The following is a 26,870-nucleotide window of genomic DNA, read 5'->3' on the forward strand; positions in this document are numbered from 1 at the left end:
AATCTGCCGAAATTCAGTCGCCAAGGTTATCGCTAACCGAGCCTTGTGCGCACCAACCGCAGGCAAAGGGTTGGCCTATTTTTTCAATACGTTGCGCCGGGTCGAGCACCCAGGCGCGTGATTGCCAGGGCGGCTGATGGCGCAGGTGTTGGGTGTGGCCACAGGAAAGCTCGGCCACCCAATGGCCTTCTTCGTCTTGATGGAAGCCTGCGATCGTCGAAACCCGTTTGTCCGGGTTGTGTTCGCTTTCGCGCGTTTGCTTCGCTAAACTTGGCCTTTCTATATTCTTATGCAAAAGGTCTCGCCCCATGCTGATCGCCGCCAATAAGGCTGTCTCCATCGACTATACCCTGACCAACGACGCTGGTGAGGTCATCGACAGCTCCGCCGGCGGCGCTCCGCTGGTCTACCTGCAAGGCGCAGGTAACATCATTCCAGGCTTGGAAAAAGCGCTGGAAGGCAAAGCTGTTGGTGACGAGCTGGAAGTTTCCGTTGAGCCGGAAGACGCTTACGGTGAATACGCTGCTGAGCTGGTCAGCACCCTGAGCCGCAGCATGTTCGAAGGCGTTGACGAGCTGGAAGTCGGCATGCAGTTCCACGCTTCGGCGCCGGACGGCCAGATGCAAATCGTCACCATCCGTGACCTCGACGGCGACGACGTGACTGTCGACGGTAACCACCCACTGGCCGGTCAGCGCCTGAACTTCAAAGTGAAGATCGTTGACATTCGTGATGCCAGCCAGGAAGAAATCGCTCATGGCCACGTCCATGGCGAAGGTGGCCATCACCACTGATTTCTGCGCTAAGCTTCGAGTACTGGAGAGGCGCCTGCGGGCGCCTTTTTAGTCCGCGGCTGTCCTTGGTGGCCTCGCCAAGTGGCTGTTTCGAGTAGAACATGGGAATCCTGGAGTTCGTCATGAGTGCTTTTCACGACCTTAAGTTGACAGCCCTGGATGGCCAGGAGCTACCGCTGGCGCCGTTCAAGGGCCAAGTCGTGCTGGTGGTCAACGTCGCCTCCAAGTGCGGCTTGACCCCACAGTACGCGGCGCTGGAAAACCTCCATCAGCAATTCAAAGGCAAAGGCTTCAGTGTGCTGGGCCTGCCGTGCAACCAGTTTGCCGGTCAGGAACCCGGTTCTGAAAAAGAAATTCAGGACTTCTGCAGCCTTAACTATGGCGTGACGTTTCCGTTGTCGAGCAAGCTCGAAGTCAACGGCCACGAGCGTCATCAGCTCTACCGTCTGTTGGCGGGCGAGGGCGCGGAGTTTCCCGGTGACATTACCTGGAATTTCGAAAAGTTTTTGCTCGGCAAGGACGGCCGGGTGTTGGCGCGGTTCTCGCCGCGTACGGCGCCGGATGATCCGACCATTGTGCATGCGATTGAAAAAGCGCTGAGCTGAAACAGCAAGATCAAAAGATCGCAGCCTTCGGCAGCTCCTGCAGGTGACCTCAAAACCCCATGTAGGAGCTGCCGAAGGCTGCGATCTTTTGCTTTGCGTCTTTTAATCCTTAATCACCCAAATCAATAGTGCTGTTCAAAGGGTTCGCGCCTCCATATTATCGCCGTCATAAAGCCTTCTCTGTGGAGCCCATCGATGCCCGTTCAAGCCTTGTTCAAACCATTCCACCTCGGTGCCCTCGAACTGCCGACCCGCGTGGTCATGGCGCCGATGACTCGCTCCTTCTCCCCGGGCGGCGTGCCTAATTCGAAAGTCATCGAGTACTACCGTCGTCGCGCGGCGGCCGGTGTCGGCCTGATCATCACTGAAGGCACCACCGTCGGCCACATCGCCTCCAACGGTTACCCGAACGTGCCGCAGTTCTTTGGTGACGCGCCATTGGCCGGCTGGAAGAAAGTCGTCGACGCCGTTCACGCTGAAGGCGGCAAGATTGTTCCGCAGCTGTGGCATGTGGGCAGCGTACGCCGCATCGGCACCGAGCCGGACGCTAGCGTGCCGGCTTACGGCCCGTCGGAAAAACTCAAGGACGGTCAGGTCGTGGTGCACGGCATGACCCAACAGGACATCAAGGACGTAATCTCCGCCTTCGCTCAAGCGGCCAAAGATGCACAAAGCATCGGCATGGACGGCGTGGAAATCCACGGTGCACACGGTTACCTGATCGACCAGTTTTTCTGGGAAGGCAGCAACCAGCGCAGCGACGAATACGGCGGCAGCCTGGCCAACCGTTCGCGCTTCGCCATCGAACTGATTCAAGCGGTGCGTGCGGCCGTTGGCGAAGGTTTCCCGATCATCTTCCGTTTCTCGCAGTGGAAGCAGCAGGATTACACCGCGCGTCTGGTGCAAACCCCAGAGGCACTGGGCGAATTCCTCAAGCCGTTGTCCGACGCCGGTGTGGATATTTTCCACTGCTCGACGCGGCGTTTCTGGGAGCCGGAGTTCGATGGTTCCGAGCTGAACCTGGCAGGCTGGACCCGCAAGCTCACCGGCAAGCCGACCATCACCGTCGGTAGCGTCGGTCTCGATGGCGAGTTCCTGCAGTTCATGGTCAACACCGACAAGGTCGCGCAACCGGCCAGTCTGGAGAACCTGCTGGAGCGTTTGAACAAAGAGGAATTCGATCTGGTTGCGGTTGGGCGCGCGCTGTTGGTCGATCCGGATTGGGCGCAAAAAGTCCGCGAAGGGCGTGAACAGGATATTTTGCCGTTCAGCCGTGAGGCGTTGATGACGCTGGTTTAACCAGCGCCCTTACTGACGCTATCGCTGGCAAGCCAGCTCCCACAGGTTTCATGGGTGTTCACACGACCTGTGGTCACTGGAAATCCCTGTGGGAGCTGGCTTGCCAGCGATGGCGGTTTCAAACGCAACAATAATTCAAGGCAATGTCTGCGCATTCGGGACAACCTGCTCCCCCACACAAGCCCCGCGCAAATGCTTTTCAAACTGCTCGATAACCGCCGGCCATCCCTGGCGGCTCGCATGCTGCCGCGCATTCAAACGCACGCAGCGCAACGCCTCATCCTCTTCCAGCAACCACGCCGCCGCCTCGCAGAACGCCTGTTCATCACCGGGCATCGCCAGCACGCCGTTGTAACCATGGCGAATATGCTGCGCCGCTGCAGCTTGATCGTAAGCCACCACACCAAGTCCCGAGGCCAGTGCCTCCAGCACGACATTGCCAAAGGTTTCGGTCAGGCTGGGAAACAGAAATATATCGCCGGACGCGTAGTGCGCCGCCAACGCTTCACCACGCTGTGAGCCGCAGAAAATCGCCTCGGGCAAATCCTTTTCCAGCGCTAGCCGTTGCGGCCCGTCGCCGACCACGATCAGTTTCAGATTGCGCTGTGGATAAGTGTCCCGCAGTTTTTCGAAGCAGCGTTTGAGCAGGCCAAGGTTCTTCTCCGGCGCGAGTCGTCCTACGTGAATCACCGCAATGTCCTGCTCGGACAGGCCCCATTGCTCACGCAAGGCATTCAGCCGTTTGCTTGGATGAAATAGCTGGCTGTCGACACCGCGCGACAACAGCGCCAAGCGCTCGAAATGGCGTCGCTCCAGTTCCAGTCGCTGGCTGACGCTCGGCACCAGGGTCATGGCCGAGCGATTGTGAAACCAGCGCAAATAATGCGTCAGCATTCGCGTCAGCAGTCCGAGGCCGTACTGACTGGTGTATTGCTGAAAGTTGGTGTGAAACCCGCTGACCACCGAAATGCCCAAACGCCGCGCCGCACGCAGGGCCGATAAGCCGAGTGGGCCTTCCGTGGCGATATACAGCACATCGGGACGCTGACGTTTCCAGCGGCGCAGCAGTTTGTGCATCGACGACTGCCCCCATTGCAGCCCCGGATATCCCGGCAACGGCCAGCCACGGCACAACAGCAACGCGTCGTCTTCACTGCGCTGCGGATCGCCGGCCTGACGCGGGCGCACCAGTTCCACTTGGTGGCCGCGCGCGCGCAGCCCATCGCACAAGCGGCCAAGAGTATTGGCCACCCCGTTGATTTCCGGTGGAAAGGTTTCGCTGATCAGGGCGATGTGTAGAGCTGTCGTCATGGCCTCAGTGTCGACTGAGGCCATGTCGTGCTTGTGACGTTCGGATGATGGATTTGTGACGTGCTCAGCGTTGAGTGACGAGATTCTCAGCACCGCGTTCACGCACCCAAAACAACGTCGCCCCGGCCACCGCCGCCGGCATCATCAGAATGTTGACCACCGGAATCAGCAGCACCAGATAGACGATCCCGCCAAAACTCATGCTCTGCCAGCGCTTCTGCCGCAGCCAGGCGAGCATCTCGTTCCAGCCCAGTTTGTGGTTGTCCGCCGGGTAGTCGATGTACTGGATCGCCATCATCCACACGCCGAACAGCAGCCACAGCGGCGCGGCGATGATGTTCACCACCGGGATGAACGACAGGATGAAGAGACCGATGGCGCGGGGCAGAAAGTAGCCGAGCTTGCGCATTTCCCGGGCGAGGGTGCGCGGGACCATCGCAATCAGTTCACCCCAGCTGAACGCCGGGAAATCATCGGTGCCACGCACCACCACTTCGACTTTTTCCGCAAGAAAGCCGTTGAACGGTGCGGCGATCACGTTGGCCAGCATCGTGAAGGTGAAAAACACCATCAACGCCACCAGCACCACGAACAAGGGCCAGAGGATGTAGCTTAGAAAGCTCAGCCATTCGGGCAGCGATGGCATCAGCGTATCGACCCACAGGCTGAACTGGTGGCCGGCCAGATAGATCAATCCGACGAACAGCACCAGATTGATCGCCAGCGGCAATAACACGAACAGGCGCAAGCCTGGGCTCAAGACCAGTTTAAGGCCTTCGCGCAGGTATTGCGGGCCGGACAGAACAGGGGCGGGCATAAGGTGCTCCGAGCAAGGGAAAACGCGCCGACCTTACCGACTTTGCAACGCCTGTGAAAGCGCGGCAGAGCGATCGACATTCACTGTAACAAAGACGTCCATCTCGTCAGTGTGTCGGCATAGAGACCACCTATGAGCTGGATTGTTAAACCGTATTTCCTTAATCTTGCCCCCCTCGATACGCTGCACCCAACTTTTTACAGGACTGTCGAGCTCAAGCCTTCCCCAAGGTTTTCCACGGTCCTTTTTTATTCCCGCCGGCAGTCCGGCGATCCGTGCCCGTTTTTCGGCCCGGTCAACAGGAGCAGGTCATGTCTGAAGTCCGTCATTCGCGAGTGATTATTCTCGGTTCCGGCCCTGCCGGTTACAGCGCTGCGGTATACGCGGCCCGCGCCAACCTCAAGCCACTGCTGATCACTGGCATGCAGGCTGGCGGTCAACTGACCACCACCACCGAAGTCGACAACTGGCCGGGCGATGTCCACGGTCTGACCGGTCCAGCCCTGATGGAACGCATGCGCGAGCACGCCGAGCGTTTTGAAACCGAGATCGTTTTCGATCACATCAACGCCGTCGACTTTGCTGCCAAGCCTTACACTCTGACCGGCGACAGCGCGACCTACACCTGCGACGCCCTGATCATCGCCACCGGCGCCAGCGCGCGTTACCTGGGCCTGCCTTCGGAAGAAGCGTTCATGGGCAAAGGCGTTTCGGCCTGCGCGACCTGCGACGGTTTCTTCTACCGCAACAAGCCTGTTGCAGTGGTCGGCGGCGGCAACACCGCTGTTGAAGAGGCACTGTACCTGGCCAATATCGCCAGCACCGTAACCCTGATCCACCGTCGCGAAACCTTCCGCGCCGAGAAAATCCTGATCGACAAGCTCAACGCTCGCGTCGCCGAAGGCAAGATCATCCTCAAGTTGAACGCCAACCTCGACGAAGTCCTGGGCGACAACATGGGCGTGACCGGTGCGCGTCTGAAGAACAACGACGGCAGTTTCGATGAAATCACCGTTGACGGCGTGTTCATTGCCATCGGCCACACTCCGAACACTTCGCTGTTCGAAGGCCAGTTGACCCTCAAAGACGGTTATCTGGTGGTGCACGGCGGCCGTGAAGGCAATGCGACTGCGACCAGCGTCGAAGGCATCTTCGCCGCCGGTGACGTGGCTGACCACGTTTACCGTCAGGCGATCACCTCGGCCGGCGCTGGCTGCATGGCGGCACTGGACACCGAGCGTTACCTGGACGGTCTGCAGAACGCTTCGTTCTAAGATCGCAGGCATAAAAAAACCGGCTTCGGCCGGTTTTTTTGTGCCCGTTACTCCTGCTCCAACGCAATTCATTGTAGGAGTGAGCCTGCTCGCGATAGCGGTGTACCGGTCAACATATGAGTCGACTGATACACCGCTATCGCGAGGAGGCTCACTCCTACAGGGGGGGGGGCGTTGCAGCTGGAATCAGCGGCGAGTCAGGGGCTGTGCGGTGAATTTGACGCCGGCCAGACCGTGTTTGATCAACGCGCGAATATTGCCGTGATCACTGCCCTCAGGCGTCGCCACCACCGAACGGTAATGCTCGCCGAACGCCAACAGCGCTTCTTCATCGCTCAGACCTTCGAGCAACGCCAGACCCAAAGTCTTGCACGAACCTTCGTTCTGCCCGGCGGCGTTTTCCACACCACCGTTGTTGAAGGCTTGCGGCTGATAATCGTAACCGGCGGCGATGAACGCCAGGGTGTCGGCGAAAGCGTGTTCGCCGCTTTTGAGGCTGGTGCGCAGGGTGTTCAGGTCACTCATGGGTTTTTCCTTTGGCGAACGCCGCTTGCTGGTCGGCGTTGGCTTCTTGCTGATATTGGGCTTTCCACTCGGCGTATGGCATGCCGTAAACCACTTCGCGAGCATCGTCGAGGCTGACCTCGATCTGGCGCTCGTCGGCTTCGGCCTTGTACCACTTCGACAGGCAGTTGCGGCAGAACCCGGCGAGGTTCATCAGGTCGATGTTCTGTACGTCCTTGCGGCTGTCCAGGTGGGCGACCAGCCGGCGGAAGGCGGCGGCTTCGAGTTCGAGGCGTTGTTGCTCGGTCATGATGGGCTCTGTGCAGTCAATTCGTGGCGCGGATGATAAAAGTCTGACGGCCAATGCGCCAGACGCACTCAGCGGCTGGCGGCGAGTGTGATCGAAACCGACTCGGCAAATCGCAACGCATGGGGCTTGTCGACTTCGACTTCGGCGTACAGCACCGAACCGTTGCTCATCACCAGATCGAGCAATTCCTGAGTCAGGCGTTCAAGCAGCGCAAAGCGATTGCCCTCGACGTGGGCGATGATCGCTTTGGTGATCGTGCGGTAATTCAGTGCGTGATCAATGTCGTTGTCACGCACCGCTTCCTGCGCGGCATACAGAATGGTCAGGTTGATCAGCACATCCTGCTTGTTGAGGATTTCGTCCTCGTTGATCCCGATAAAGGTGCGCAAGCGCAGATCCTTGACCCGGATGCGCGCCATTCCCGGCTGAAGTTGTGGCATTTACTTGCTCCGTCCAATCAATTGCAGGAACTCCTGGCGGGTGTTGCTCGACTCGCGGAACGCGCCGAGCATGACCGAGGTGTTCATGGTCGAATTCTGTTTTTCGACACCGCGCATCATCATGCACATGTGTCTGGCCTCAATGACGACGGCGACGCCGGCAGCATCGGTGACCTGTTGCACCGCATCGGCAATTTGCCGGGTGAGGTTTTCCTGAATCTGCAGGCGCCGGGCGAACATGTCCACCAGTCGCGCGATTTTCGACAGGCCCAGCACCTTGCCTGTCGGAATATAAGCCACATGGGCCTTGCCGATGAAGGGCAACAGGTGATGTTCGCACAACGAGTACAACTCGATGTCGGCGACGATGATCATTTCGTCACTGTCCGAGGCAAACAGCGCGCCGTTAACAATGTCATCGACGCTCTGTTCGTAACCGTGACACAGGTATTGCATGGCCTTGGCCGCGCGCACTGGCGTATCGAGCAGTCCTTCGCGGTCGGGATCTTCACCGAGGCCGATGAGGATTTCGCGGTAGTTCTCGGGCAGTGAGCGGCTCATGGGCAGCCTCGCAGGCAGGTGTTATTTGACGTGCCTTCCGCCGTTGACGGTCAGGGTCGTACCGGTGACATAAGGGTTGTCGAGCAGATAGCGCAGGCTCTGATAGATCACTTCGCTGCCGGGCTCGATGCCCAGCGCGGATTTTGCCAGGGCCTTGGCGCGGTACGCCGCGTCGTCGTCGGGATTGAACAATAGCAGGGCTGGCGCGATGCCGTTGACCTTGATGGCCGGCGCATAGCGGGCGGCGAAGGACAGGGTCAGGCTGTCGAGCCCGGTCTTGGTCGCGCAATAGCCGATGTGCTTGCTGCTGCCTTTGCGGGTGACATCGTCGCTGATGTGGATGATGTCGGCGGGCGTCGAGCGTTGCAGCAATTCGCCACAGTGCAGGTTGATCAGATACGGTGCGAGCATGTGCAGATTGAACATGCGCGTGAAGGCTTCGGCCTCGCTGCCCGGAGTTTCGGCCAGCCATTCGGAAGCGTTGTGCACGATGGCGCGCAGGCTCTCGGTGTGGGTTTTCAGTGCTTCGATAAAGGCGAGAATTCCGGCCTCGCTGGAAAAGTCGGCGCACAGGCCGATGGCGCCCAGATCACGCAGCGTTTGCACGCCGGGGCGTTCGCTGCGGTAGGTGAAGATGACGCGATGGCCGTCTTCGAGTAACCGCTGCGCGCAATGCAGGCCGACACGCTGGCCGGCACCGGTGATGAGGATCGGAGCGGAAGAAAGGGTCATGAACGGCTCGCGTCGCGGCTGGAGCAAAAACTATAACAGCGACGAGCCTGAAAAGATCGCAGCCTTCGGCAGCTCCTACTCTGGTCTGTATTCAGTCCTGTAGGAGCTGTCGAGTGCAACGAGGCTGCGATCTTTAATGTTTCTGAGGTGCTGCCGAAACAGGCAGTCGCACCGGCGTGCTGTTCAGCCAGTTCGCCAGCAAGCGGGTCGACAGCGGAATAAAGAAGTAAACCATCAGTGGCGTCAGGCACGCCGTGCTGATCAGCACGCGCGGCAACAAACTCATGTCGGCAAGCAACGGGCCGAGGACAAAGTTGAACAGCAGTGACACTGGAAAGAACGCCAGCCAGATCGCGACGGCCTGCTTCCAGCGCGGTGGACGCTGACCGGCCGCGCCGAACCAGCCTTCGATACCGCTGACCCGATGCTCTTTCGGGTGGGCAAACAGATCGCCGCCACGACTCAACCACGCGGTGCGGGACGCCGAATGTTCCCACGCATGCAGCGTGTGTTCGTCGGCAAAGCGGAAAATGATCTGGAATTCGTTGTCGCCGGGGGGCGGAGCGAGCACGCCAGAGCCCAGGTAACCGGGGAAATCAGTGGCCAGTTGTTCGCCTTCGCGCAGCCAGGCGATCAAATCCTGATAACGGCCATCGGCGACGCGACGGGCAACCATCAGCGTGACGGGGGAAGTAGACATTTTGTATCTCCGTATTTCGAGTGCGTCACTCCGGGTAGGAATTTCGCCTGACGCAGGACCGGGGTAGAGGCCTGCGTTTTTCAGCAAGCAAGGATTATTCCGTTTTTTCGCGAATAAACCAGCGACTTTCGTCGCATTTCATCACTTGAAACCCAATGGGACATAAGCGTTAGAATGGGATCCAATTGAACCGACATGGAAGTTGAGCGCCATATGCCTGTGATCACCGACGCAAGCCCTGCTTTGGAGGCATCTGTTGCGCTCGAGCGCGCCGATCTGTTCCCGATCCGCGAGGTTGCGCGCCTCACCGGTGTAAACCCGGTGACCTTGCGCGCCTGGGAGCGACGCTATGGTTTGATTCAGCCGACACGCACCGAAAGTGGGCATCGGCTCTATTCGATGACCGATATCGAGCGCGTGCGCGGCATCGTTGACTGGATTGATCGTGGTGTTGCCGTGAGTAAAGTCGGCAAGATCCTGGCTAAAACCGAACCGAAGAAAGTGCTGGCGCACATCATCCCCGATGATTTGGTGCAAGCCGATTACCTGCAATGGCAGGAGCAGATCCAGCAGGCGGTGAGTGCGTTCGACGACCAGCAACTGGACCGCGTCTATGGTCAGATTTTCTCTTCATACTCATTGCCGGTGGTGTTTCAGGACATCCTCATGCCGCTGTGGCTGCAATTGCTGCAGCGCCAAGACGCTTTCGGGCAGACCAGCGAGTGGCTGTTCTTCGACGGGTTCCTGCGGGCGCGGGTGTTGCAACGGATCGTCATGCTGCGTGGCACTCAACCGCGTCGTGTGATCGTCAGCGCGCTGGCCGGGCAATGTCGAGAGCTGGAATTGCTGGTGGCGGCGCTGTTTCTCAGCGATAGCAATTCCGGTGTTCGGGTGCTGACGACAGGTCAGCCGTTCGATGAGCTGACGTTGGTGTGCGAAAAGATCAAACCTGATGCACTCGTGCTGTTTTCCAATCACGCGCCCAGCACCGAATTGCCTCGACGTTTGAACCGGTTGGCATTGAGTCTCGATTGTCAGTTGATGCTGGCGGGCGACGCTTCGGATCTGGCGCAGGACAGCCTGGCCGGATCCTCTGTTGCCTGTCTGGGCAATGAAGGCGCAAACATGCGTCAACGCATGCTGCAGTTTCTGGCCGGCAATCTGGATACCTGAAACTCAGGTGTGAAGGGCAGGATGCGTCAAGCGATGTTGCTGCAGGATGAACTGACGCAGACGTTCGGTTTCGTCGGTATCGGTCTGGCTCAACTCGTAGGCGTAGAACCCGCTTTCGGTTTCCCGTTCGAAATTACCGCGCAATGAAATCCGCTCGTAACCCGAAGGGCTGAACCACAACGCGAAATGCTTGGGCGGTTTGGTCTTGTTGCGCACTTCCAGCAGCACACCTTTGTGCGAAACCTCGTGTACCCACAACATTCCTGGCTGACCTTTGGCGTTTTCCAGGGCTACCGGCTCTTCGAGCGTCAAGCGCCATGGCCGTACCATCGGGCCGTCTTCGTAAATACTCGGCACGCCGAGGCGCAGATGCAGTGCGTGAAACTCATCTTCCACCAGGTGCAACGGGAAGGTCATCTGCTGGTTTTCGAAGTTAGCCTGAATGGTCACTTGCTCGTGCGCGGCCAGGCGCGTGAGCAAATCGCGGATCTGTGAACCGCCGTTAACCAGCAGACTCGACGTCGCATCCCGCACGTTCAGTTGCGGGTTGTGCTGCATGGTCTGGATGAAATCCAGCTCATCCTGAGTGAGGAGGGCGTCGCGCTGCATGGCTAACTCAAAAGATATAGTTACAAAGTCATTGGTGATTGTAGTTAATGACACTTAGTTCGCGATTTTGTTTTGACCGTTTGTCGCTTTCACCGTAGCCAGTTCGGCTTCGAGTGCGGCGACTTGCGCTTCCAGCTGCACCACGCGTTGCTGAGCCTTGACCTGAACAGTGACGTCCTTCTGCACGCCAACGAAATAAGTCTGCCCGTCATCGGCGTTTTTTACTGTGGAAAGCGACAGTTCATTCCAGAACGGCGTGCCGTCCTTGCGATAGTTGCGCAGGATTTCCCGGCACGATCCGCCGCCGCGCAACGTGTCGCGAATCAGTTCCAGGCTCTCTTGGTCGCGGTCCCCGGACTGCAGGAAGCGGCAATCCTGGTAGAGGATTTCTTCGCTGGTGTAGCCGGTCAGACGTTCAAAGGCCGGATTTACATAAATCAGGATGTTGTCCTGCTCACCTTCTTTTTCAGCGACCACGATGCCGTCGTTCGACGCGTTGATCACCATTTGCAACAAGCTTGCGTTGATCATCTTTGAATCCTTTCAGAGTTGTCAGTGGCTCGCATTCTAGAAGAACCGTAGGCGCTGTCTACTGGCCATTACCGCCAATTGAGATCCAGTCGCAGCTTTGCATTGGAGGCTGTTACTATCGCCGCTCTTTTTTTCAGTTTCAGGATCAGATTGATGAAAGTCGCCATCCTCTCCGGTTCGGTCTACGGCACCGCCGAAGAAGTCGCCCGCCACGCCCAGAACCTGTTGAAAGACGCTGGCTTTGAAACCTTCTACAACTCGCGCGCCAGCCTCGCCGACCTTCAGGCGTTTGGCCCCGAAGCGTTACTCGCGGTGACCTCAACCACCGGCATGGGCGAATTGCCCGACAACCTGCAACCGCTGTATTCGGCGATTCGCGACCAATTGCCAGCCGCGTGGCGCGGTTTGCCGGGCGCCGTGATTGCCCTGGGCGATGCCAGTTATGGCGACACCTTCTGCGGCGGTGGCGAGCAAATGCGTGAGCTGTTCGGCGAACTCGGCGTGCGTGAAGTGCAAGAAATGCTGCGCATCGACGCCAGCGAAAGCGTCACCCCGGAAACCGACGCCGAGCCTTGGCTGGCGCAGTTGATCGACACGCTCAAGGGTTGATCGCCCGCTCGCGCAGCAGGCTCAGCCACGCCTGTGCGGCTTTCGACAGATACGCACCGCGACGCCAGATAAACGCGATATCCCAACGCAGATAATCCGGCGCTCGCAAGGTCAGACGCACCACGCCTGGCCGCACCAGGCCGCGTGCAACCACGCTGGGCAACAGCACCACGCCTTGCCCGGCGGCCACCAGCGCCGCAAGAAAATCCGCCTGACCGCTGCGTCCGCCTTCCTTCGGCGTGAAGCCCAATTGCTGGCATGCCTGCAGCAAGCGGTCGTTGAGCACGAAGCTGCGTTGATAGAGCAGGAATGGCGTCTCGGCCAATTCTTCCAGGCCGATCTCACCCCGACCTGCCAGCGGATGATCTGCCGGCAGCAGGGCGTCGAGAGGCTCATCACAGAACGGCTGACAGTCGAATTGCGGATCCTTTGGTAACAGGCTGCCGCCCAACTCCAGTTCACCGCTGAGCACCGCTTGTTCAACATTGCGGCTGCCACCCTCAAGCAACTGAATGTTGATATTCGGATAGCGTCGTCGGTATTCGGCAAACAGCCCGGCGAACAGCGCGTCACTGCCCAGCAGTGGTAGTCCGAGGCGCAGTTCTCCACGCACCAGATGACTCAGATCATCCAGTTCTGCGAGCAATTCATTGCGCAAGCGCAGCATGCTCTCGGCCCGTTGCAGCACCACGCCGCCCGCGGCGGTCAGGCGCAGTTGCGAACCGAGCCGTTCGAGCAAAGGCGTGCCGAGGCTCTGTTCCAGTTGCGCGATTTGTTTGCTCACCGCTGACTGGCTGATGTGCAGGGTTTTTGCGGCTTGGGTGAAGCCGCCCTGATGCATGACTTCGACAAAACTGCGCAGCTGTTTGAGTTCCATAGCCTGATTCCATTTTGGAATGGCATTGAGTCTAACAATTCGCTTCGGGGATGGCAGCGCGCTTCGTAAAATATGCCCCTGTCAGGAGCAAAATCATGAACGTCGTCACCCTCAAACATCTGTCTCGTCTTCTCGCCGAACTCGCGGTATTGCTCGGCCTTTACCTGCTCGGTTGCCAAGTGGCGGCCTGGCTGGCGTGGCCGATTCCCGGTGGCGTAGTCGGCATGGCGCTGTTGCTGCTGGCATTTGCCTTTGGCTGGGTCAAACCGGCAGCCCTGCAACTGGGCGCGGGACTGCTGATGGCCGAGATGTTGTTGTTCTTCATCCCGGCGCTGATGAGTCTGCTCGACTACGGCGCGCTGTTGCGCAATGACGGCTGGCGGATCCTGCTGGTCATCGCTGCCAGCACCTTGATGGTGATGCTGGTGACGGCTTTCACAGTCGAGCTTGCCGTGCGCATGAGGCGGTCCCATGAAGCTTGAATGGATGCCGATGTTCTGGCTGGCCTTCACCCTGTTGGCGTACCTGTTCAGCCGCTGGTTGTATCGGCGCACCGGGCGCTACGTTTTGTCGCCACTGATTCTGGTGCCGGCGTTACTGCTGGCGCTCGCGGTGCCGTTGCACACGGCTTATGCCGAATACTCCAGCAATACCCACTGGCTGATGCTGGTGCTGGGCCCGGTCACCGTGGCTTTCGCCGTGCCGATCTGGCAGCAACGGCGCTTGCTGATGCGGCACTGGTCGGCACTGCTGTTGGGCATGGTTGCCGGCAGTGCTGCCTCGATCGGCACCTCGTTCGGGCTGGCCAGGGCGCTGGCGCTCGACAGTTCGGTGACGATGTCGCTGGTGCCGCGTTCGATCACCACACCGTTCGCCATGCCGCTGGCACAGAACCTGGGGGGCGTGCCGGAGTTGACGGCGGTTTTTGTAATGTTCACCGGGGTGTTTGGCGCGATGCTCGGCGGCGTGTTGTTGAAGTGGTTGCCGTTGCGCAGTGCTTTGGCCCGTGGTGCGTTGTTCGGGGTTGGCGCGCACGGTGCCGGGGTCAGCCGGGCCCATGAAGTGGGCGGCGAAGAAGGCTCTGTCGCCGGGCTGGTGATGGTCTTGACCGGGTTGCTCAATCTGTTCGCCGCGCCATTGTTGGCGTCGTGGCTTTGACATGGATCCAAGCTGTTTGCATCGCTGACTCGATCAGTCATCAAGCTGGCTGCCAATGCAACTACGCGATCCTCTGCGCCTGACTAGACTGCTCACACGTGCAGAACAATAAGAACGCAGAGGTGCATACAGTGAGCGTAGCCCCCGTCCAATCGTCCCTTAATGTCAAAGACCAGGTCAGCGCTGCGGAATGGCAGACCCGTGTCGATCTCGCCGCTTGTTATCGTCTGGTCGCGCTGCATGGCTGGGACGATCTGATCTTCACCCATATTTCCGCCAAGGTGCCGGGCACCGAAGATTTCCTGATCAACCCGTTTGGTCTGATGTTTCACGAGATCACCGCGTCGAGCCTGGTAAAAGTCGATCAGGCCGGCAACAAGCTCATGGACAGCCCCTACGAGATCAACCCCGCCGGTTACACCATCCACAGCGCTGTGCACGAAGTGCGGCACGATGTGGTTTGTGTACTGCATACGCACACCGCCTCAGGTGTCGCGGTGTCGGCGCAAAAGCAGGGCGTGTTGCCGATCAGCCAGCAGTCGCTGTTCGTGCTGTCCAGCCTGGCCTATCACGCCTACGAAGGCGTGGCGCTGAACCACGAAGAGAAGGCGCGCTTGCAGGCCGATCTGGGCGAAAACAATTTCCTGATGCTGCACAACCACGGTCTGCTGACCTGTGGCGGCACCATCGCCGATACCTTTCTGATGATGTTCACCTTCCAGCGCGCCTGCGACATTCAGGTCATGGCGCAAACCGGTGGTGCTGAGCTCATCGCCATCGAACCGCAAATTCTGGCAGGCGCCAAAGCGATGATCGCTGGCGTCACCAAAAGTGCTCAAGGCATGGGTGGCGCGCTGGCCTGGCCGGCGTTGCTGCGCAAACTCGATAAACAAGACCCCGGATATAAACTCTAATGCCTCTTGCCGAGATTCCTCTGTGTGTCTGGCGTAAACGCAGCCAGACGTTTGTCTTTCGTGGTCAGCCGATTCGTTACTGGGCGGCGGGGCAGGGTGAGCCGCTGTTGCTGATCCACGGCTTTCCGACCGCCAGTTGGGATTGGCACTACCTGTGGCAGCCACTGGCCCAGCGTTATCGGGTGATTGCCTGCGACATGCTCGGTTTTGGCGATTCGGCCAAACCGCTCAATCACACCTACAGCCTGCTGGAACAGGCTGACCTGCAACAGGCCTTGCTCGCGCATTTGCAGGTCGAACAACCGGTGCATGTGCTGGCGCATGATTACGGTGACAGCGTTGCGCAAGAACTGCTTGCCCGACACTACGAAGACAAGATCGATATCGCCAGTTGCGTGTTTCTCAACGGCGGATTGTTTCCGGAAACCCATCGCCCGGTGCTGATGCAAAAACTGCTGCTCAGTCCACTGGGCTGGATGATTGGCCGCGCGTTTACACGCGATGCTCTGGTGAAAAGCTTCCGGCAGATCTTCGGTCCGCAAACGCGTCCGAGCGAAAGCGAGCTGGACGATTTCTGGAGCCTGGTCGACAGCAATCGCGGGCCACGGATCATGCACAAATTGATCAGCTACATTCCCGAGCGTCGGGTGCAGCGTGATCGTTGGGTGAGCGCGATGCAGCGTGGCGAAATCCCCCTGCGGGTGATCGATGGCGAAGTCGATCCGATTTCCGGGGCGCACATGGTCGAGCGCTATCGCGAGTTGATCCCGGACGCGGACACGGTGCTGTTGCCGGAGATCGGTCACTATCCCCAGACCGAGGCGCCGGTGCAGGTGCTCAAGCACTATCTGGCGTTTCGCGATCGTTTTGTGCTGCCGCCGCGCAAAGTGGCCTGCTCCTGACAGATCAAAAGATCGCAGCCTTCGGCAGCTCCTACACAGATCCAATGTAGGAGCTGCCGAAGGCTGCGATCTTTTGATCTTTTGTTTCTTTGACACCCTCATCATCCCCCAACCTTATCGCGCACCATTCAGCCTCAGCCGTGTTCGTTGTGACCCAAAGCCCTGTGCCTGACACTCAGGATCAATACTGGCCTGCTGGAGTTGCTGCGATGAATGAGTCTGTGCGTTTCGAAGATAAAGTTGTCATCGTCACCGGAGCCGGTGGTGGCCTCGGACGCGCCCACGCATTGCTGTTCGCCAGACAGGGCGCCAAAGTGCTGGTCAATGACCTCGGCGGCTCGACCCAGGGCGAGGGCGCGAATGCTTCCGCCGCCGACCGCGTGGTCGCCGAAATCCGCGCGGCCGGCGGCGTTGCCGAAGCCAACCATGACTCGGTCACCGACGGCGACAAACTGGTGCAGAACGCCCTCGATGCCTTCGGCCGTGTCGACGTCGTCGTCAACAACGCCGGCATTCTGCGCGACAAGACCTTCCACAAAATGGACGATGCCGACTGGGATCTGGTGTACCGCGTCCACGTCGAAGGTGCCTACAAAGTCACCCGCGCCGCCTGGCCGCATATGCGCGAGCAAAACTACGGCCGAGTGATCTTCACCGCCTCGACCTCTGGCATCTACGGCAACTTCGGCCAATCCAACTACGGCATGGCCAAACTCGGCCTCTACGGCCTGACCCGCACGCTGGCCATCGAAGGCCGCAAAAACAACATCCTCGTCAACGCCATCGCGCCTACCGGCGGCACGCGCATGACCGAAGGCCTGATCCCGCCGCAAGTGTTCGAGCAACTGAAACCGGAACTGGTCAGCCCGTTGGTGGTGTATCTGGCCAGTGAGCAGTGCCAGGAAACCTCTGGACTGTTCGAAGTCGGTGGCGGCTGGATGGGCAAGGTACGCTGGGAACGCAGCCTCGGCGCCGGCTTCGACCCACGCGCTGGTTTCTCGCCGGAAGATGTCGCGGCGCACTGGCAGCAGATTTGTGATTTCGAAGGGGCGGCGCACCCGAAGGACAATATTGAAGCGCTGAAGGAAATGATGGCGAATTTGCAGACGTATTCGCTTTAAGTACTTAGGCCACCCGACCAATGCAAGTAATGGTCGGGTGGCTTTTTGTGTTTTAGTCGTAGCGTTTTTCTGTCATGAACGCTGGCGGTGTCCAATTGGGACCTTTAATGGTTTTTCCATTTTCGTCGTAGGACAGCACCCCCTCTCTGAACAGCGAGTTGTATGTGTTGATGAAGACACTGTGGGGGATTGTATCCTTGCGATAACGTGCATACATTTGATCGAGGCGCATGGGATGAAAACAAAGTGCCAAGAGTGAAATGACGTCCGCAATCGGTTCGTTTTTTATGATTTTCTCGACAGTATTCATTGATCGAAAATCCTCATGTCATTTTCATACTCTCTGGTTTTTGAGCATTCATCGTGCTAAGTAATTTTTCGGTGTAGAGCAGCGTTAACTCGCTTCCGAGAATGTTGAGGCGCCGAATGAGATGATGGCGATTATGCAGAGGTATTCGCTTTAAATAGTGGGGCCACCAAGCTCGGGCTTGGTGGCTTGAATTGCTACTTAAGAGTACGTGTTGTCTGTCATGAATCTGGGCGCTCGCCAATTAGGCCCTTTGACGGCAACTGGTCCGCTACCATTAGCCAAAACGCCTTGCTCGAAGAGTCGTGCATAGGTTTCAAGCAATTCGCCGCTTGCAATAACTTCGTACCTGTAGCGCCCAAACATTCTGTCTAGGGAAGGTATGGCGGAGCCGAGTGCGAACACGGTGAGTACATCTTCTACAGATTCATTTTTTACTATTTGCTCGACGATGCTCATTGCTTACCTCCTTTCAGCAGATTCTTGAAAAACAGTTCATCTTGCTTGTCTGCAGCGGCAATGGCGTCTTTGGAGTAGAGCAAAGACTCATCGTCGCGAAGCTTGAAATCTTCTAGCGTGGCCGTATGGGCATTGTTCCAAAGAGGCGACTCTTTGTCTGGCTTGAAATCGTCACCAAGTCCCAACGCGCGAAACCTTTCGAGCTCGCGTAACTCATGAGTGTAATAGCGTAAATCCGTATCGGTGAACATCCATTGCCCGCTGAGAATTTTTTCCAGACGTTGAATCATGATTTCGTTGGCATCTGATTGGTCAAGCCTCGCGATATGTAGTCTCACCGCATCAATTCCGGCTTGAGTAATAACTGCCGCGCGCCAATCCAGATCAAGTATTGGTCCACCAGACTGCTCTGGGTTGTAAGGCCGACCGCTGTATTTCCCTTTGACATAACCTCCCGCATACGGACTGCTGAACACCACATAAAGGGGCGCAATCCCCGAGTCATCGGGAAAAACGATGATGAATCGTTCCCAGCCCTCAATCAGTACGGGATGCAGATCCAGTCGCCCTTCGATCGGAACAATCGGAGCGCCCGTATACGCAAGGGAGTCGGTATCAACCACTGGCGATTCAGTCGAGCTGTCACCCGGCGAGATAGTGGGTGTCCAGGTCAGAAAGTCCGTCGGCGAATCTGGTAGCGCTACTTCATAAACATCATTCAGCAAGTCATAGGCCGCATTCAGAACCAGCACACTCGAGCGGATATGGAAGTCATCGTTTGTAGCGACGAAGACTTCAGCGCCAGCCCCGACCCGCCTTACGCCCAATCCCACGGGCAGCTCTAATGTGCCTTGCCGATCCGCTATTTCGCGCAATGTCTGAGGAGACTCCGGCGACAACTCCGCAAGTGGAACGCTCATGGAAAAGCGTTCGCCGTTGCCCAGGCGTGATGGCATTAACAGTGCCGCGAAACCTACCAGCACCGGACCGCTCATCAGCGCAGCGCCTGCCGCCCTCACGGCCAGTAATCCTGTGCGCATTGCGCTGAGAATCCCGGACGACGATGCCGGAGGAAGACGAATGGTTTTGGAGGCAAAAGACAAAACCGGACTAGTTGAAGCCACGGCTCCTGAAGCCGGATATACATGCTGGATCTCTGCTGAATGACCTTCCTGCTGGTTCGCTTCTACACGCTGCTCCATTTGCGCTTGAAGACGAGCCTGCTCGGCAGCAAACGCCTGTGCGGCTGCTTCAGCTTTTGCTTGTGCTTCGGCTAAAGCGCTCTTCAATGCCGCGATTCGCGCTTTTTCCTGAGCTTCAGCTCTCATTTCAGCAAGAATGCGTGCCAACTGGGCGGAGTATTTTGCCAGGTATGCATCCAGATCCTGCTTTTTCGCCAGGGTGGCAAGTCGCGCCTGTTCACGGGCACGAATTTGCTCCTGCTCTTGACGTGCAGCTTCAGCAATTTCTCTTTGACGTTGCTGTTCTAAGGCAATCCGTGCGTGTTCTGCCGCTACTCGCCGAGCTTCTGCCGCCGCTTGTGCTTGCGCCTGATCATTTGTCTGAACGGCGGCCAGCCAGTTCTGCACGTTGACCTGTTGCTGGTTGAGCATCTGAATTGATTGCGCCAGCAATTTCGCTTCGTGTGCGGCTCTGTACGAGGCAGCCCAGGTCTGCATCGCAATTCCCCGCGCATTAACGGTTCTATCGATGCTTTGGGCTTTTCGAAAGTAGGCATGGAAGTCTTTATTAAGTGGGTCATCTCCAAAGAACTGATTGGCTTGTGCTATTTTTTGATGAAATTCAGCGGTTTTTCTTTGAATGAGGGTATGTCGTACACCCAACTCACGAAGGATTGCTTGCGCGGGAGGAAGTGGGTGGGTTGCACCTTCCAGCCGCGTTGCGGCCAGATCCTGCTCAATTGATTGGGGCAGTTGCTCTGTTCGAGTTTGAAACTCACGAGCAGTTCTCAGGCTGTGGGCAGTAAACTCCCGAGAGTTGACTTGAACATTGTTGGGAATAGCAAATGTGCCGCTTTGGGATAGGTTCGGTGATGTCCCTCTAATCAAAGGTGTGTTGGGGGGGGCTGTTGCCGTCGTATGAACAGCTTCGGTTAACACAAAGGGTGGAGGCTTTTGCATATTCATGTCCTTTTGAATGTGCGTGATAATTCGCTGGCAAGTCAGCGCGACCGATAGCGACGTCCGTGTCACCAGCGAGGGGTTTAGGTGTTTCAAGTTACATCAGACTTGCGGTTACAAAATCTGAGAAGCCCGTAAGTAACAGGGCTTTGTTTCGAGAGGGTTTTCGCAGGCTAATAACAAAGTAGGGAGAATTCTTCTGCGCTGCAGGAAAGGTCCTACGTTGTTCTCGGAAAGTGTTTGCAGGCAGTAGGGAATACGTTTTCAACGCCCATAAAAAAGGCCGCTGCAAACGCAGCGGCCAAGGTAAGACGTTGGATCAAGGAGCTACAAATCAACGTCAGTGAACACCGGGGCGATAAACCGAAGTCTTCGATTCATCTGAAATCTGTCAGCAATGGCCTGAGTCGCTCAAAGGCCAGTGCTTCGTGCTTTGCGGCGTGTCCCGTGAAAGCGCGTTCAGAATAAGGTCTTGAGCGCGTAGGAAAAATACCGATTCCGGACATGCACTGTTGCGGGGCATGCAACAGTCCCATCATCCGATGTGCACCATGCGCTGCACTGATAATCCTCCATCCAGCCAATCCATGAACGGCGCAAAGCCGCGCCGCGCAAGGCCTTTCATCCTTTCGAGCGACAACACGAATACCTCCTTGGTGCGCTTATCGACGCGGTTGCCCGGCAGTAGGGTGGGGCCTTCTGTCACTCACCGGGGAAGACGCATGACAAAAACAACAATGCGCGCCATCTTCACACCGCAGGCGCTGGCAGCCGCGGTAGCTCTGGGTTGCTGCGCCCAGGCGCAAGCGGTTGCGTTCAACATTGGCGAGATTGAAGGCACCTTCGACTCGTCGCTGTCGATCGGTGCGAGCTGGGGCATGCGCGATGCCGACAAGTCGCTGGTCGGCACGGTCAATGGCGGGACCGGGCAATCCTCGACCGGTGATGACGGGCGTCTGAATTTCAAGAAGGGTGAGACCTTCTCGAAAATCTTCAAAGGCATTCACGACCTTGAACTCAAGTACGGCGACACCGGTGTCTTCGTGCGCGGTAAGTACTGGTACGACTTCGAGCTGAAGGATGAAGACCGCGAGTTCAAGCCGATCAGCGACAGCGGGCGCAAGGAAGGGGCGAAATCCTCCGGCGCGCAGGTTCTTGATGCGTTCGTCTATCACAACTATTCCATCGCCGACCTGCCGGGCACCGTGCGCGCGGGCAAACAGGTGGTGAGCTGGGGCGAAAGTACCTTCATCGGTAACTCGATCAACAGCATCAACCCGATCGACGTCTCGGCGTTTCGCCGCCCCGGTGCGGAAATCAAGGAAGGCCTGATTCCGGTCAACATGTTGTTTGGCTCGCAAGGCCTGACCGATCAACTGACCGTTGAAGGCTTCTACCAACTGGAATGGGACCAGACCGTTCTCGACAACTGCGGCACCTTCTTCGGTGTCGATGTGGCGGCGGACGGTTGCAACAACGGCTACACCGTCGGCAACCCGGCGATCGCGCCGTTTGTGCCGCTGACCCAGGCCTTTGGCCAAGGGATTCAGGTGACCCGTGAGGGTGTGGTGATTCCTCGTGGTGGTGACCGTGATGCACGGGATTCCGGGCAGTGGGGGACGGCGTTGCGCTGGCTCGGCGACGACACCGAGTACGGTCTCTATTTCATGAACTACCACAGCCGTACGCCGACCGTCGGCACCACCACGGCCGGCCTGTCGACGCTGGCGGCATTGCCGGGCATGGTCGGCATCGCCAATGGCCTGGCCCCCGGCAGTGGTTCCGGTCTGGCGCAGAGCGTGATGCTCGGACGCGGTGGGTATTACCTTGAATACCCGGAAGACATTCGCCTCTACGGCGCGAGTTTCTCCACCACATTGCCCACCGGTACCGCGTGGACCGGCGAGATCAGCTACCGTCCGAACGCTCCGGTGCAGGTCAACACCAACGACCTGACACTGGCGCTGCTCAACCCGATTGCGGGTGGCACGGCGTCTCCACTTGCGACGTCACCGGGAGCGGACAACAAAGGCTATCGGCGCAAAGAAGTCACGCAAATCCAGAGCACCCTCACACACTTCTTCGATCAGGTCTGGGGCGCTCAGCGCTTGACCCTGGTCGGTGAAGCCGCTGTGGTGCGGGTCGGCGGACTGGAGTCACGCGACAAGCTGCGTTATGGCCGTGATTCGGTTTACGGGCAGTACGGTTTTGGTGGCGACACCGACGGTTTCGTCACCTCGACTTCGTGGGGTTACCGCGCCCGGGCGATCCTCGATTACGCCAACGTGATCGGCGGTATCAACCTCAAACCCAACCTGTCGTGGTCGCATGACGTCGCCGGTTACGGCCCCAACGGCCTGTTCAACGAAGGCGCGAAAGCGATCAGCGTCGGCGTCGATGCCGACTACCGCAACACCTACACCGCGAGCCTCAGTTACACCGACTTTTTCGGTGGCGATTACAACGTCCTCGAAGACCGTGACTTCGTGGCTCTGAGCTTCGGCGTGAACTTCTGATCTGCCCGAGAAGGATGACTGCAATGCGCAAAACGATTCTGCAATGTGGTGTGCTGGCGCTGAGTCTGCTGGCGGCCAATGTGATGGCGGCGGTGTCGCCGGATGAAGCCAACAAACTTGGTACCAGCCTGACGCCACTCGGCGCCGAGAAGGCTGGCAACGCTGACGGTTCGATTCCGGCATGGACCGGTGGCATCCCGAAAAACGCCGGTGCGGTGGACAGCAAAGGCTTCCTCGCCGACCCGTTCGCCAACGAGAAACCGCTGTTCACGATCACCGCGGCCAACGTCGACAAGTACAAGGACAAGCTGTCCGACGGTCAGGTGGCGATGTTCAAACGTTACCCCGAAACCTACAAGATCCCGGTTTACCCGACCCATCGCACCGTCGCCGTGCCAGCGGAGATCTATGAGTCGGCCAAACGCAGCGCGCTGAATGTCACCAGTATCAACGATGGTAATGGCCTGGCCAACTTCACAGGCAACCGCTACTACGCATTCCCGATTCCGAAGAACGGTGTGGAGGTGTTGTGGAACCACATCACCCGATATCACGGCGGTAACCTGCGGCGCATCATCACACAGGTGACGCCGCAGACTAACGGCAGCTACACGCCGATCCGCTTTGAAGAAGAGATCGCCGTGCCGCAACTGATGAAGGATCTCGATCCGGAAAAAGCCGCCAACGTGCTGACCTTTTTCAAACAGTCGGTGACCGCGCCGGCGCGGCTGGCCGGTAACGTGCTGCTGGTGCATGAAACGCTCGATCAGGTGAAAGAGCCGCGTCTGGCCTGGATCTACAACGCCGGCCAGCGCCGGGTGCGTCGTGCGCCGCAAGTGGCCTATGACGGCCCGGGTACCGCCGCCGATGGTCTGCGCACCTCGGACAACTTCGACATGTTCTCCGGTGCACCGGATCGCTATGACTGGAAGCTGGTCGGCAAGAAGGAAATGTACATTCCTTACAACAGCTACAAACTCGATTCGCCGAGCCTGAAATACGACGACATCGTCAAGGCTGGCCACATCAATCAGGACCTTACCCGCTATGAACTGCACCGCGTCTGGGAAGTGATCGGCACGGTGAAACCGAGCGAGCGGCACATCTACGCCAAGCGCCACATGTACATCGACGAGGACAGCTGGCAGGTGGCGCTCGCCGATCACTACGACGGTCGCGGGCAACTGTGGCGTGTCGCCGAAGGGCATGCTCAGTACTACTACGATCACCAGGCGCAGGCCTATACCCTCGAAGCGCTCTACGACATCATCGCCGGTCGCTACATTGCCCTGGGAATGAAGAACGAAGAGAAGCACAGTTTCGAGTTCGGCTTCGAAGCCAAGGCAGCTGACTACACGCCATCGGCCTTGCGTGCAGAGGGCGTTCGGTAACGGTTCTGATACATCGGCAGCGCAAAAGGCGACCGCACGGTCGCCTTTTTTATGGTCGTCAATCAGCGTGCTGAATACTCGTCAACAAGCGCACGGGAGAGGGCTAGGGTGAGCGCACAACGATAAGAAGGCTCACCCGATGACCGCCATGACCCCGTGCCTGGATCGACCCGGATTTCTGCCCAGACTTTCTTCACATCACCAGCCTCGCCCTCGCTTGAGTGCGCCTCTTCTGGCTTCGAACGCGCGGGTCAGGCTGTTGTGCGCACCCGCTGGCAGTGGCAAAACCGCACTGCTCAGCGAATGTCTTCTGCAGGTGCGTGCAGACTGCGAGACGATTTGGCTGCCGCTGGCGGGAGCAGCGCTCAGCTGCGAGGAGTTTTGCCTGCGTCTGACTCAGGTGCTCGGGCTGGTCGAGGACCTTGACGTTGCGCAACTGATGGCGGAGCTGGCACGTTGGCCCAGGACAACTTCGCTGTTTATCGACGATTACAGCCGTCTGCCGGATCCGGCTCTGGATGCTTTACTGGATCGTTTGTTGGCGGTCAGCAGCCCGGCGCTCACCTGGTGGATCAGCACTCGCCGCCGGCCACAGTGCAACTGGCCGCGCCTGTTGCTCGATGACGAACTGTACGAATCCGAGCGCGCCAGCCTGGCACTGACCCACGATGAGCTTGTACCGGTGTTGCGCCATTTGCCGCCAGACCAGGCGGACCGTGTCGCCGCCGGTATCATCCAGCGTACCGGCGGCTGGTGCGCGGGTGCGCGCATGGCGCTCCTGCAAAAGTGCGACTGGTCGCAAAAGCTGCAGCCACAACAGCGTGTCGACACCCTGCTCGATTATCTGCAGCACGAACTCTTCAGCAACCTGACGCCAGAGCAGGATGAGGCATGGCGTGTTCTGGCCCAATTGCCGCGGTTCAACGCGCCATTATGCGAGCATTTGTTCGGCCCCGGCGAAGGCGCACAGCTGTTGCATGACCTGCAAGTGCTGGGCTGCTTTATCGAGCCTTGGCAGGAGTCCGTCGATTGGCTGCAGGTTTTTCGCCCGCTGTCGCGAATCATGCAGGAGTCGCATTGGCCGTGTGCGCGTTCGTGGCATCGGCGCGCCTGTCAGTGGTTCACTGCGGTGCAGGATTGGCGAGCAGCGTTCGAGCAAGCGTTGTTGGCCGAAGAGTACGAAACGGCCGTAAGCCTGTTGCAGCATTTGAGCTTCGAGGATCTGCTGGAAGACCAGACGGTCGTCCTGCTGTTGCGCTTGCATGAGCAGCAAAGTCGCGAGCTGACCTTGATGACACCGCAATTGATCGGGCTGGTCACGGGGGCATTGCTGTTCGCCGGCAGATTCGAACAGGCCGCGCAATGCATGGCTCATCTCGTCCGCTTCATGCCGCAGCCGACGATGCATCTGGAGCAGCAACTGCTGGCACGTTGGCAGGCGCAACAAGGTTGGCTCTGCCACTTGCAGGGGCAAATGGAGCCGGCGCGCGCCTGTTTTCAGGAGGCATTGTCAGCGTTGACCGACGATGCCTGGCAAGCCCGTCTGATGTGTCTGTCGGGACTGACGCAGCAGGCGTTACTGTGCGGTGAACTCGATCAGGCCCATGCTCTCAACCGCGAGGCGCTGTGCCTGGCGCGCGCGCATGGCTCCCTGTTGCTCGAAGGGTTGCTGGAGCTTGATCATGCGCAATGGCTCGAGCAGCGAGGAGCGCCCGCGCGTGCCGAAAGTCTGCTGGTGGATATTGAGCATTTGCTGCGTCAGCGCACCCTGGTGCCCACGCCGCTGCTGGGCCGAATTGCCCTGCGACGAGGTCGGCTGGCGCTGTGCATGGGTCTGGAAGAGCAGGCTGCGGATCTGTTCAGCCGAGGCCTTGAAGATTGTTTGCGCAGTGAAGACAAGCGGGTCTTGTATGGCTACCTCGGGCAGGCTCAACTGGCCGGCAATCGAGGCGATTATGCCTGCGCTTTCGAGCGCCTGCGCGAGGCCGAAAGGGTCATGCAGCAGCGGCAGATTCCCGATACGGTCTATCGCGGTGTCGTGCTTCAGGTCAGCAGCCAGTTCTGGTTGCAGCAGGGGCGACCGCAATTGGTGCAAGAGGCGTTGGGCCGGCTGTTAAGGCATTACCGTGGACCCTCTGCACTCCAGGCGCCGCCCGCCACTTTCGAGCTGATTATCCGCATTGAATACCTGCTGGCCTGCGCGCATACGCAGTTGAATCCGGATGAAAACTGTCTGCCAACCATTGAACGATTGCTCAATCAGGCGCAGGCCAGAGGCATGTTGACGGCGGAAACGGAGTTGCTGCTGGCCTTCGCCCAGTTGGCCGAATCGAACGGTGACACAGAGGCGGCGCAGCAAGCTTTCCAGCGTGCCGGAATGCTGGTGGAGCGCTGTCAATTGCAGCACGCCATGCGGGAGTGGGAATTACGCCGGGGCAGTCTCGGAACAGTGTCTGCCAAGCAGATTCCTGCCAGGCAATGCGATAACCCTGATCTGGCGTCGGGCCTCAGTCGGCGTGAGCGCGAAGTGCTGATGTTGATTGCTCAAGGTGCTTCGAATCAGCAAGTTGCAGAACAACTTTTTATTTCGTTACATACAGTAAAAACACATGCGAGACGGATTAATGGGAAGTTGGGGGTGGAGCGCAGAACTCAGGCGGTGGCGAAAGCAAAGTTGATGGGGATATTGGCTTAGTGTTTTAATTTTTTTGCTGGTGAAAATGATTTTGGTTGTTTGTTGGCATGTTTTGTAAATTGTTCGAACTTCATGTTGATTGAAAAAGAAACTACCTTGCGACCCTCTGCATAGCTGCAC

At 58.3% G+C, this 26,870-nt stretch carries 29 protein-coding genes; 14 read left to right on the forward strand and 15 right to left on the reverse strand.

What is annotated here, in order from left to right:
* Positions 1-13: 13 nt before the first annotated feature.
* On the reverse strand, positions 14-340 hold the full coding sequence (locus ACM6IN_RS12775) for a DUF3565 domain-containing protein (RefSeq protein WP_081498742.1): 327 nt from the start codon (positions 338-340) through the stop codon (positions 14-16).
* On the opposite strand from ACM6IN_RS12775, the gene ACM6IN_RS12780 reads away from it, so the two are divergent.
* The 3 genes from ACM6IN_RS12780 (at position 309) to ACM6IN_RS12790 (ending at position 2,698) form a co-directional block, all read left to right on the forward strand.
* The gene (locus ACM6IN_RS12780; RefSeq protein ID WP_007912368.1) at positions 309-794 is read left to right on the forward strand and encodes an FKBP-type peptidyl-prolyl cis-trans isomerase; all 486 of its coding nucleotides are present in this window, start codon (positions 309-311) and stop codon (positions 792-794) included. The genes ACM6IN_RS12775 and ACM6IN_RS12780 overlap by 32 nt on opposite strands.
* 122 nt (positions 795-916) lie before the next feature.
* Positions 917-1,399 carry a glutathione peroxidase gene (locus ACM6IN_RS12785; protein ID WP_007912363.1) on the forward strand — a complete coding sequence of 161 codons (483 nt, stop codon included), beginning with the start codon at positions 917-919 and terminating at the stop codon, positions 1,397-1,399.
* 195 nt (positions 1,400-1,594) lie between these two features.
* A complete protein-coding gene (locus ACM6IN_RS12790; RefSeq protein WP_414916145.1) occupies positions 1,595-2,698 on the forward strand; it encodes an NADH:flavin oxidoreductase in 1,104 nt (367 codons plus the stop codon).
* 135 nt (positions 2,699-2,833) lie between these two features.
* On the opposite strand, the gene ACM6IN_RS12795 is transcribed toward ACM6IN_RS12790, so the two are convergent.
* Entirely contained in the window at positions 2,834-4,033 is a 1,200-nt protein-coding gene (locus tag ACM6IN_RS12795; protein ID WP_414916146.1) for a glycosyltransferase family 4 protein, read from the reverse strand.
* A 40-nt stretch (positions 4,034-4,073) separates the two neighbouring features.
* On the reverse strand, positions 4,074-4,826 hold the full coding sequence (cysZ, locus tag ACM6IN_RS12800; protein WP_007912358.1) for a sulfate transporter CysZ: 753 nt from the start codon (positions 4,824-4,826) through the stop codon (positions 4,074-4,076).
* A 311-nt stretch (positions 4,827-5,137) separates the two neighbouring features.
* Here cysZ and trxB point away from each other — a divergent pair, with 311 nt between their 5' ends.
* Positions 5,138-6,100, forward strand: a complete 963-nt coding sequence (trxB, locus tag ACM6IN_RS12805) for a thioredoxin-disulfide reductase (RefSeq protein WP_007912350.1) — start codon at positions 5,138-5,140, stop codon at positions 6,098-6,100.
* A gap of 186 nt (positions 6,101-6,286) precedes the next feature.
* Here the strand turns inward: trxB and ACM6IN_RS12810 are convergent, their stop codons facing one another.
* From ACM6IN_RS12810 to ACM6IN_RS12835, 6 genes are all read right to left on the reverse strand, one after another.
* On the reverse strand, positions 6,287-6,625 hold the full coding sequence (locus ACM6IN_RS12810; RefSeq protein ID WP_007914278.1) for a HopJ type III effector protein: 339 nt from the start codon (positions 6,623-6,625) through the stop codon (positions 6,287-6,289).
* On the reverse strand, positions 6,618-6,914 hold the full coding sequence (locus tag ACM6IN_RS12815; protein WP_007914276.1) for a DUF1244 domain-containing protein: 297 nt from the start codon (positions 6,912-6,914) through the stop codon (positions 6,618-6,620). The genes ACM6IN_RS12810 and ACM6IN_RS12815 overlap by 8 nt, the downstream gene beginning before the upstream one ends.
* 68 nt (positions 6,915-6,982) lie before the next feature.
* A complete protein-coding gene (gene folX / locus ACM6IN_RS12820) occupies positions 6,983-7,354 on the reverse strand; it encodes a dihydroneopterin triphosphate 2'-epimerase (protein ID WP_007914273.1) in 372 nt (123 codons plus the stop codon).
* Positions 7,355-7,915 (reverse strand): GTP cyclohydrolase I FolE, encoded by a 561-nt coding sequence (folE, locus tag ACM6IN_RS12825; RefSeq protein WP_038357556.1) that lies wholly within the window; start codon positions 7,913-7,915, stop codon positions 7,355-7,357.
* A gap of 21 nt (positions 7,916-7,936) precedes the next feature.
* The gene (gene folM / locus ACM6IN_RS12830; protein WP_007914256.1) at positions 7,937-8,647 is read right to left on the reverse strand and encodes a dihydromonapterin reductase; all 711 of its coding nucleotides are present in this window, start codon (positions 8,645-8,647) and stop codon (positions 7,937-7,939) included.
* Positions 8,648-8,780: 133 nt separating this feature from the next.
* A complete protein-coding gene (locus ACM6IN_RS12835; RefSeq protein ID WP_414916147.1) occupies positions 8,781-9,347 on the reverse strand; it encodes an antibiotic biosynthesis monooxygenase in 567 nt (188 codons plus the stop codon).
* Positions 9,348-9,560: 213 nt separating this feature from the next.
* Here ACM6IN_RS12835 and ACM6IN_RS12840 point away from each other — a divergent pair, with 213 nt between their 5' ends.
* Positions 9,561-10,520 (forward strand): MerR family transcriptional regulator, encoded by a 960-nt coding sequence (locus ACM6IN_RS12840; RefSeq protein ID WP_007914252.1) that lies wholly within the window; start codon positions 9,561-9,563, stop codon positions 10,518-10,520.
* Between the two features lie 3 nt (positions 10,521-10,523).
* Here ACM6IN_RS12840 and ACM6IN_RS12845 read toward each other — a convergent pair whose 3' ends face one another.
* Complete coding sequence (locus ACM6IN_RS12845; RefSeq protein ID WP_007914250.1) at positions 10,524-11,129, reverse strand: hypothetical protein; 606 nt, start codon at positions 11,127-11,129, stop codon at positions 10,524-10,526.
* Positions 11,130-11,183: 54 nt separating this feature from the next.
* On the reverse strand, positions 11,184-11,660 hold the full coding sequence (locus ACM6IN_RS12850) for a PAS domain-containing protein (RefSeq protein ID WP_123375743.1): 477 nt from the start codon (positions 11,658-11,660) through the stop codon (positions 11,184-11,186).
* A 153-nt stretch (positions 11,661-11,813) separates the two neighbouring features.
* On the opposite strand from ACM6IN_RS12850, the gene ACM6IN_RS12855 reads away from it, so the two are divergent.
* Positions 11,814-12,269 (forward strand): flavodoxin, encoded by a 456-nt coding sequence (locus ACM6IN_RS12855; protein WP_007914247.1) that lies wholly within the window; start codon positions 11,814-11,816, stop codon positions 12,267-12,269.
* Here ACM6IN_RS12855 and ACM6IN_RS12860 read toward each other — a convergent pair.
* The gene (locus tag ACM6IN_RS12860) at positions 12,259-13,146 is read right to left on the reverse strand and encodes a LysR family transcriptional regulator (protein ID WP_007914245.1); all 888 of its coding nucleotides are present in this window, start codon (positions 13,144-13,146) and stop codon (positions 12,259-12,261) included. The two genes, ACM6IN_RS12855 and ACM6IN_RS12860, sit on opposite strands and share 11 nt — an antisense overlap.
* A gap of 95 nt (positions 13,147-13,241) precedes the next feature.
* Between ACM6IN_RS12860 and ACM6IN_RS12865 the strand changes: the two genes are divergently transcribed.
* The 5 genes from ACM6IN_RS12865 to ACM6IN_RS12885 all read left to right on the forward strand — a co-directional run bounded on the left by ACM6IN_RS12865 (position 13,242) and on the right by ACM6IN_RS12885 (position 17,241).
* Positions 13,242-13,628, forward strand: coding sequence for a CidA/LrgA family protein (locus ACM6IN_RS12865; protein ID WP_007914242.1), 387 nt, complete (start codon positions 13,242-13,244; stop codon positions 13,626-13,628).
* Positions 13,618-14,304, forward strand: coding sequence for an LrgB family protein (locus ACM6IN_RS12870; protein ID WP_414916148.1), 687 nt, complete (start codon positions 13,618-13,620; stop codon positions 14,302-14,304). The genes ACM6IN_RS12865 and ACM6IN_RS12870 overlap by 11 nt, the downstream gene beginning before the upstream one ends.
* Before the next feature lie 131 nt (positions 14,305-14,435).
* A complete protein-coding gene (locus ACM6IN_RS12875) occupies positions 14,436-15,218 on the forward strand; it encodes a class II aldolase/adducin family protein (RefSeq protein ID WP_077571168.1) in 783 nt (260 codons plus the stop codon).
* Positions 15,218-16,120, forward strand: coding sequence for an alpha/beta fold hydrolase (locus ACM6IN_RS12880; RefSeq protein ID WP_414916149.1), 903 nt, complete (start codon positions 15,218-15,220; stop codon positions 16,118-16,120). The genes ACM6IN_RS12875 and ACM6IN_RS12880 overlap by 1 nt, the downstream gene beginning before the upstream one ends.
* Positions 16,121-16,329: 209 nt before the next feature.
* Positions 16,330-17,241: an SDR family oxidoreductase gene (locus ACM6IN_RS12885; protein ID WP_414916150.1), complete on the forward strand. Its 912-nt coding sequence runs from the start codon at positions 16,330-16,332 to the stop codon at positions 17,239-17,241.
* A gap of 52 nt (positions 17,242-17,293) precedes the next feature.
* Here the strand turns inward: ACM6IN_RS12885 and ACM6IN_RS12890 are convergent, their stop codons facing one another.
* The 3 genes from ACM6IN_RS12890 to ACM6IN_RS12900 all read right to left on the reverse strand — a co-directional run bounded on the left by ACM6IN_RS12890 (position 17,294) and on the right by ACM6IN_RS12900 (position 20,148).
* Positions 17,294-17,551: an immunity protein gene (locus ACM6IN_RS12890; RefSeq protein ID WP_414916151.1), complete on the reverse strand. Its 258-nt coding sequence runs from the start codon at positions 17,549-17,551 to the stop codon at positions 17,294-17,296.
* Positions 17,552-17,749: 198 nt separating this feature from the next.
* Complete coding sequence (locus tag ACM6IN_RS12895) at positions 17,750-18,007, reverse strand: hypothetical protein (protein ID WP_016987012.1); 258 nt, start codon at positions 18,005-18,007, stop codon at positions 17,750-17,752.
* Entirely contained in the window at positions 18,004-20,148 is a 2,145-nt protein-coding gene (locus ACM6IN_RS12900) for an S-type pyocin domain-containing protein (RefSeq protein WP_414916152.1), read from the reverse strand. The genes ACM6IN_RS12895 and ACM6IN_RS12900 overlap by 4 nt, the downstream gene beginning before the upstream one ends.
* Positions 20,149-20,870: 722 nt before the next feature.
* Here ACM6IN_RS12900 and ACM6IN_RS12905 point away from each other — a divergent pair.
* From ACM6IN_RS12905 to ACM6IN_RS12915, 3 genes are all read left to right on the forward strand, one after another.
* Positions 20,871-22,664, forward strand: coding sequence for a DUF1302 domain-containing protein (locus tag ACM6IN_RS12905; RefSeq protein WP_414916153.1), 1,794 nt, complete (start codon positions 20,871-20,873; stop codon positions 22,662-22,664).
* A gap of 23 nt (positions 22,665-22,687) precedes the next feature.
* The gene (locus ACM6IN_RS12910; protein ID WP_007914212.1) at positions 22,688-24,055 is read left to right on the forward strand and encodes a DUF1329 domain-containing protein; all 1,368 of its coding nucleotides are present in this window, start codon (positions 22,688-22,690) and stop codon (positions 24,053-24,055) included.
* 139 nt (positions 24,056-24,194) lie between these two features.
* Positions 24,195-26,750, forward strand: a complete 2,556-nt coding sequence (locus tag ACM6IN_RS12915) for a LuxR C-terminal-related transcriptional regulator (RefSeq protein WP_414916154.1) — start codon at positions 24,195-24,197, stop codon at positions 26,748-26,750.
* The last annotated feature ends 120 nt before the right edge of the window (positions 26,751-26,870 follow it).

Source organism: Pseudomonas sp. IT-P395 (genome assembly GCF_949767675.1).
Classification (GTDB): Bacteria; Pseudomonadota; Gammaproteobacteria; order Pseudomonadales; family Pseudomonadaceae; genus Aquipseudomonas.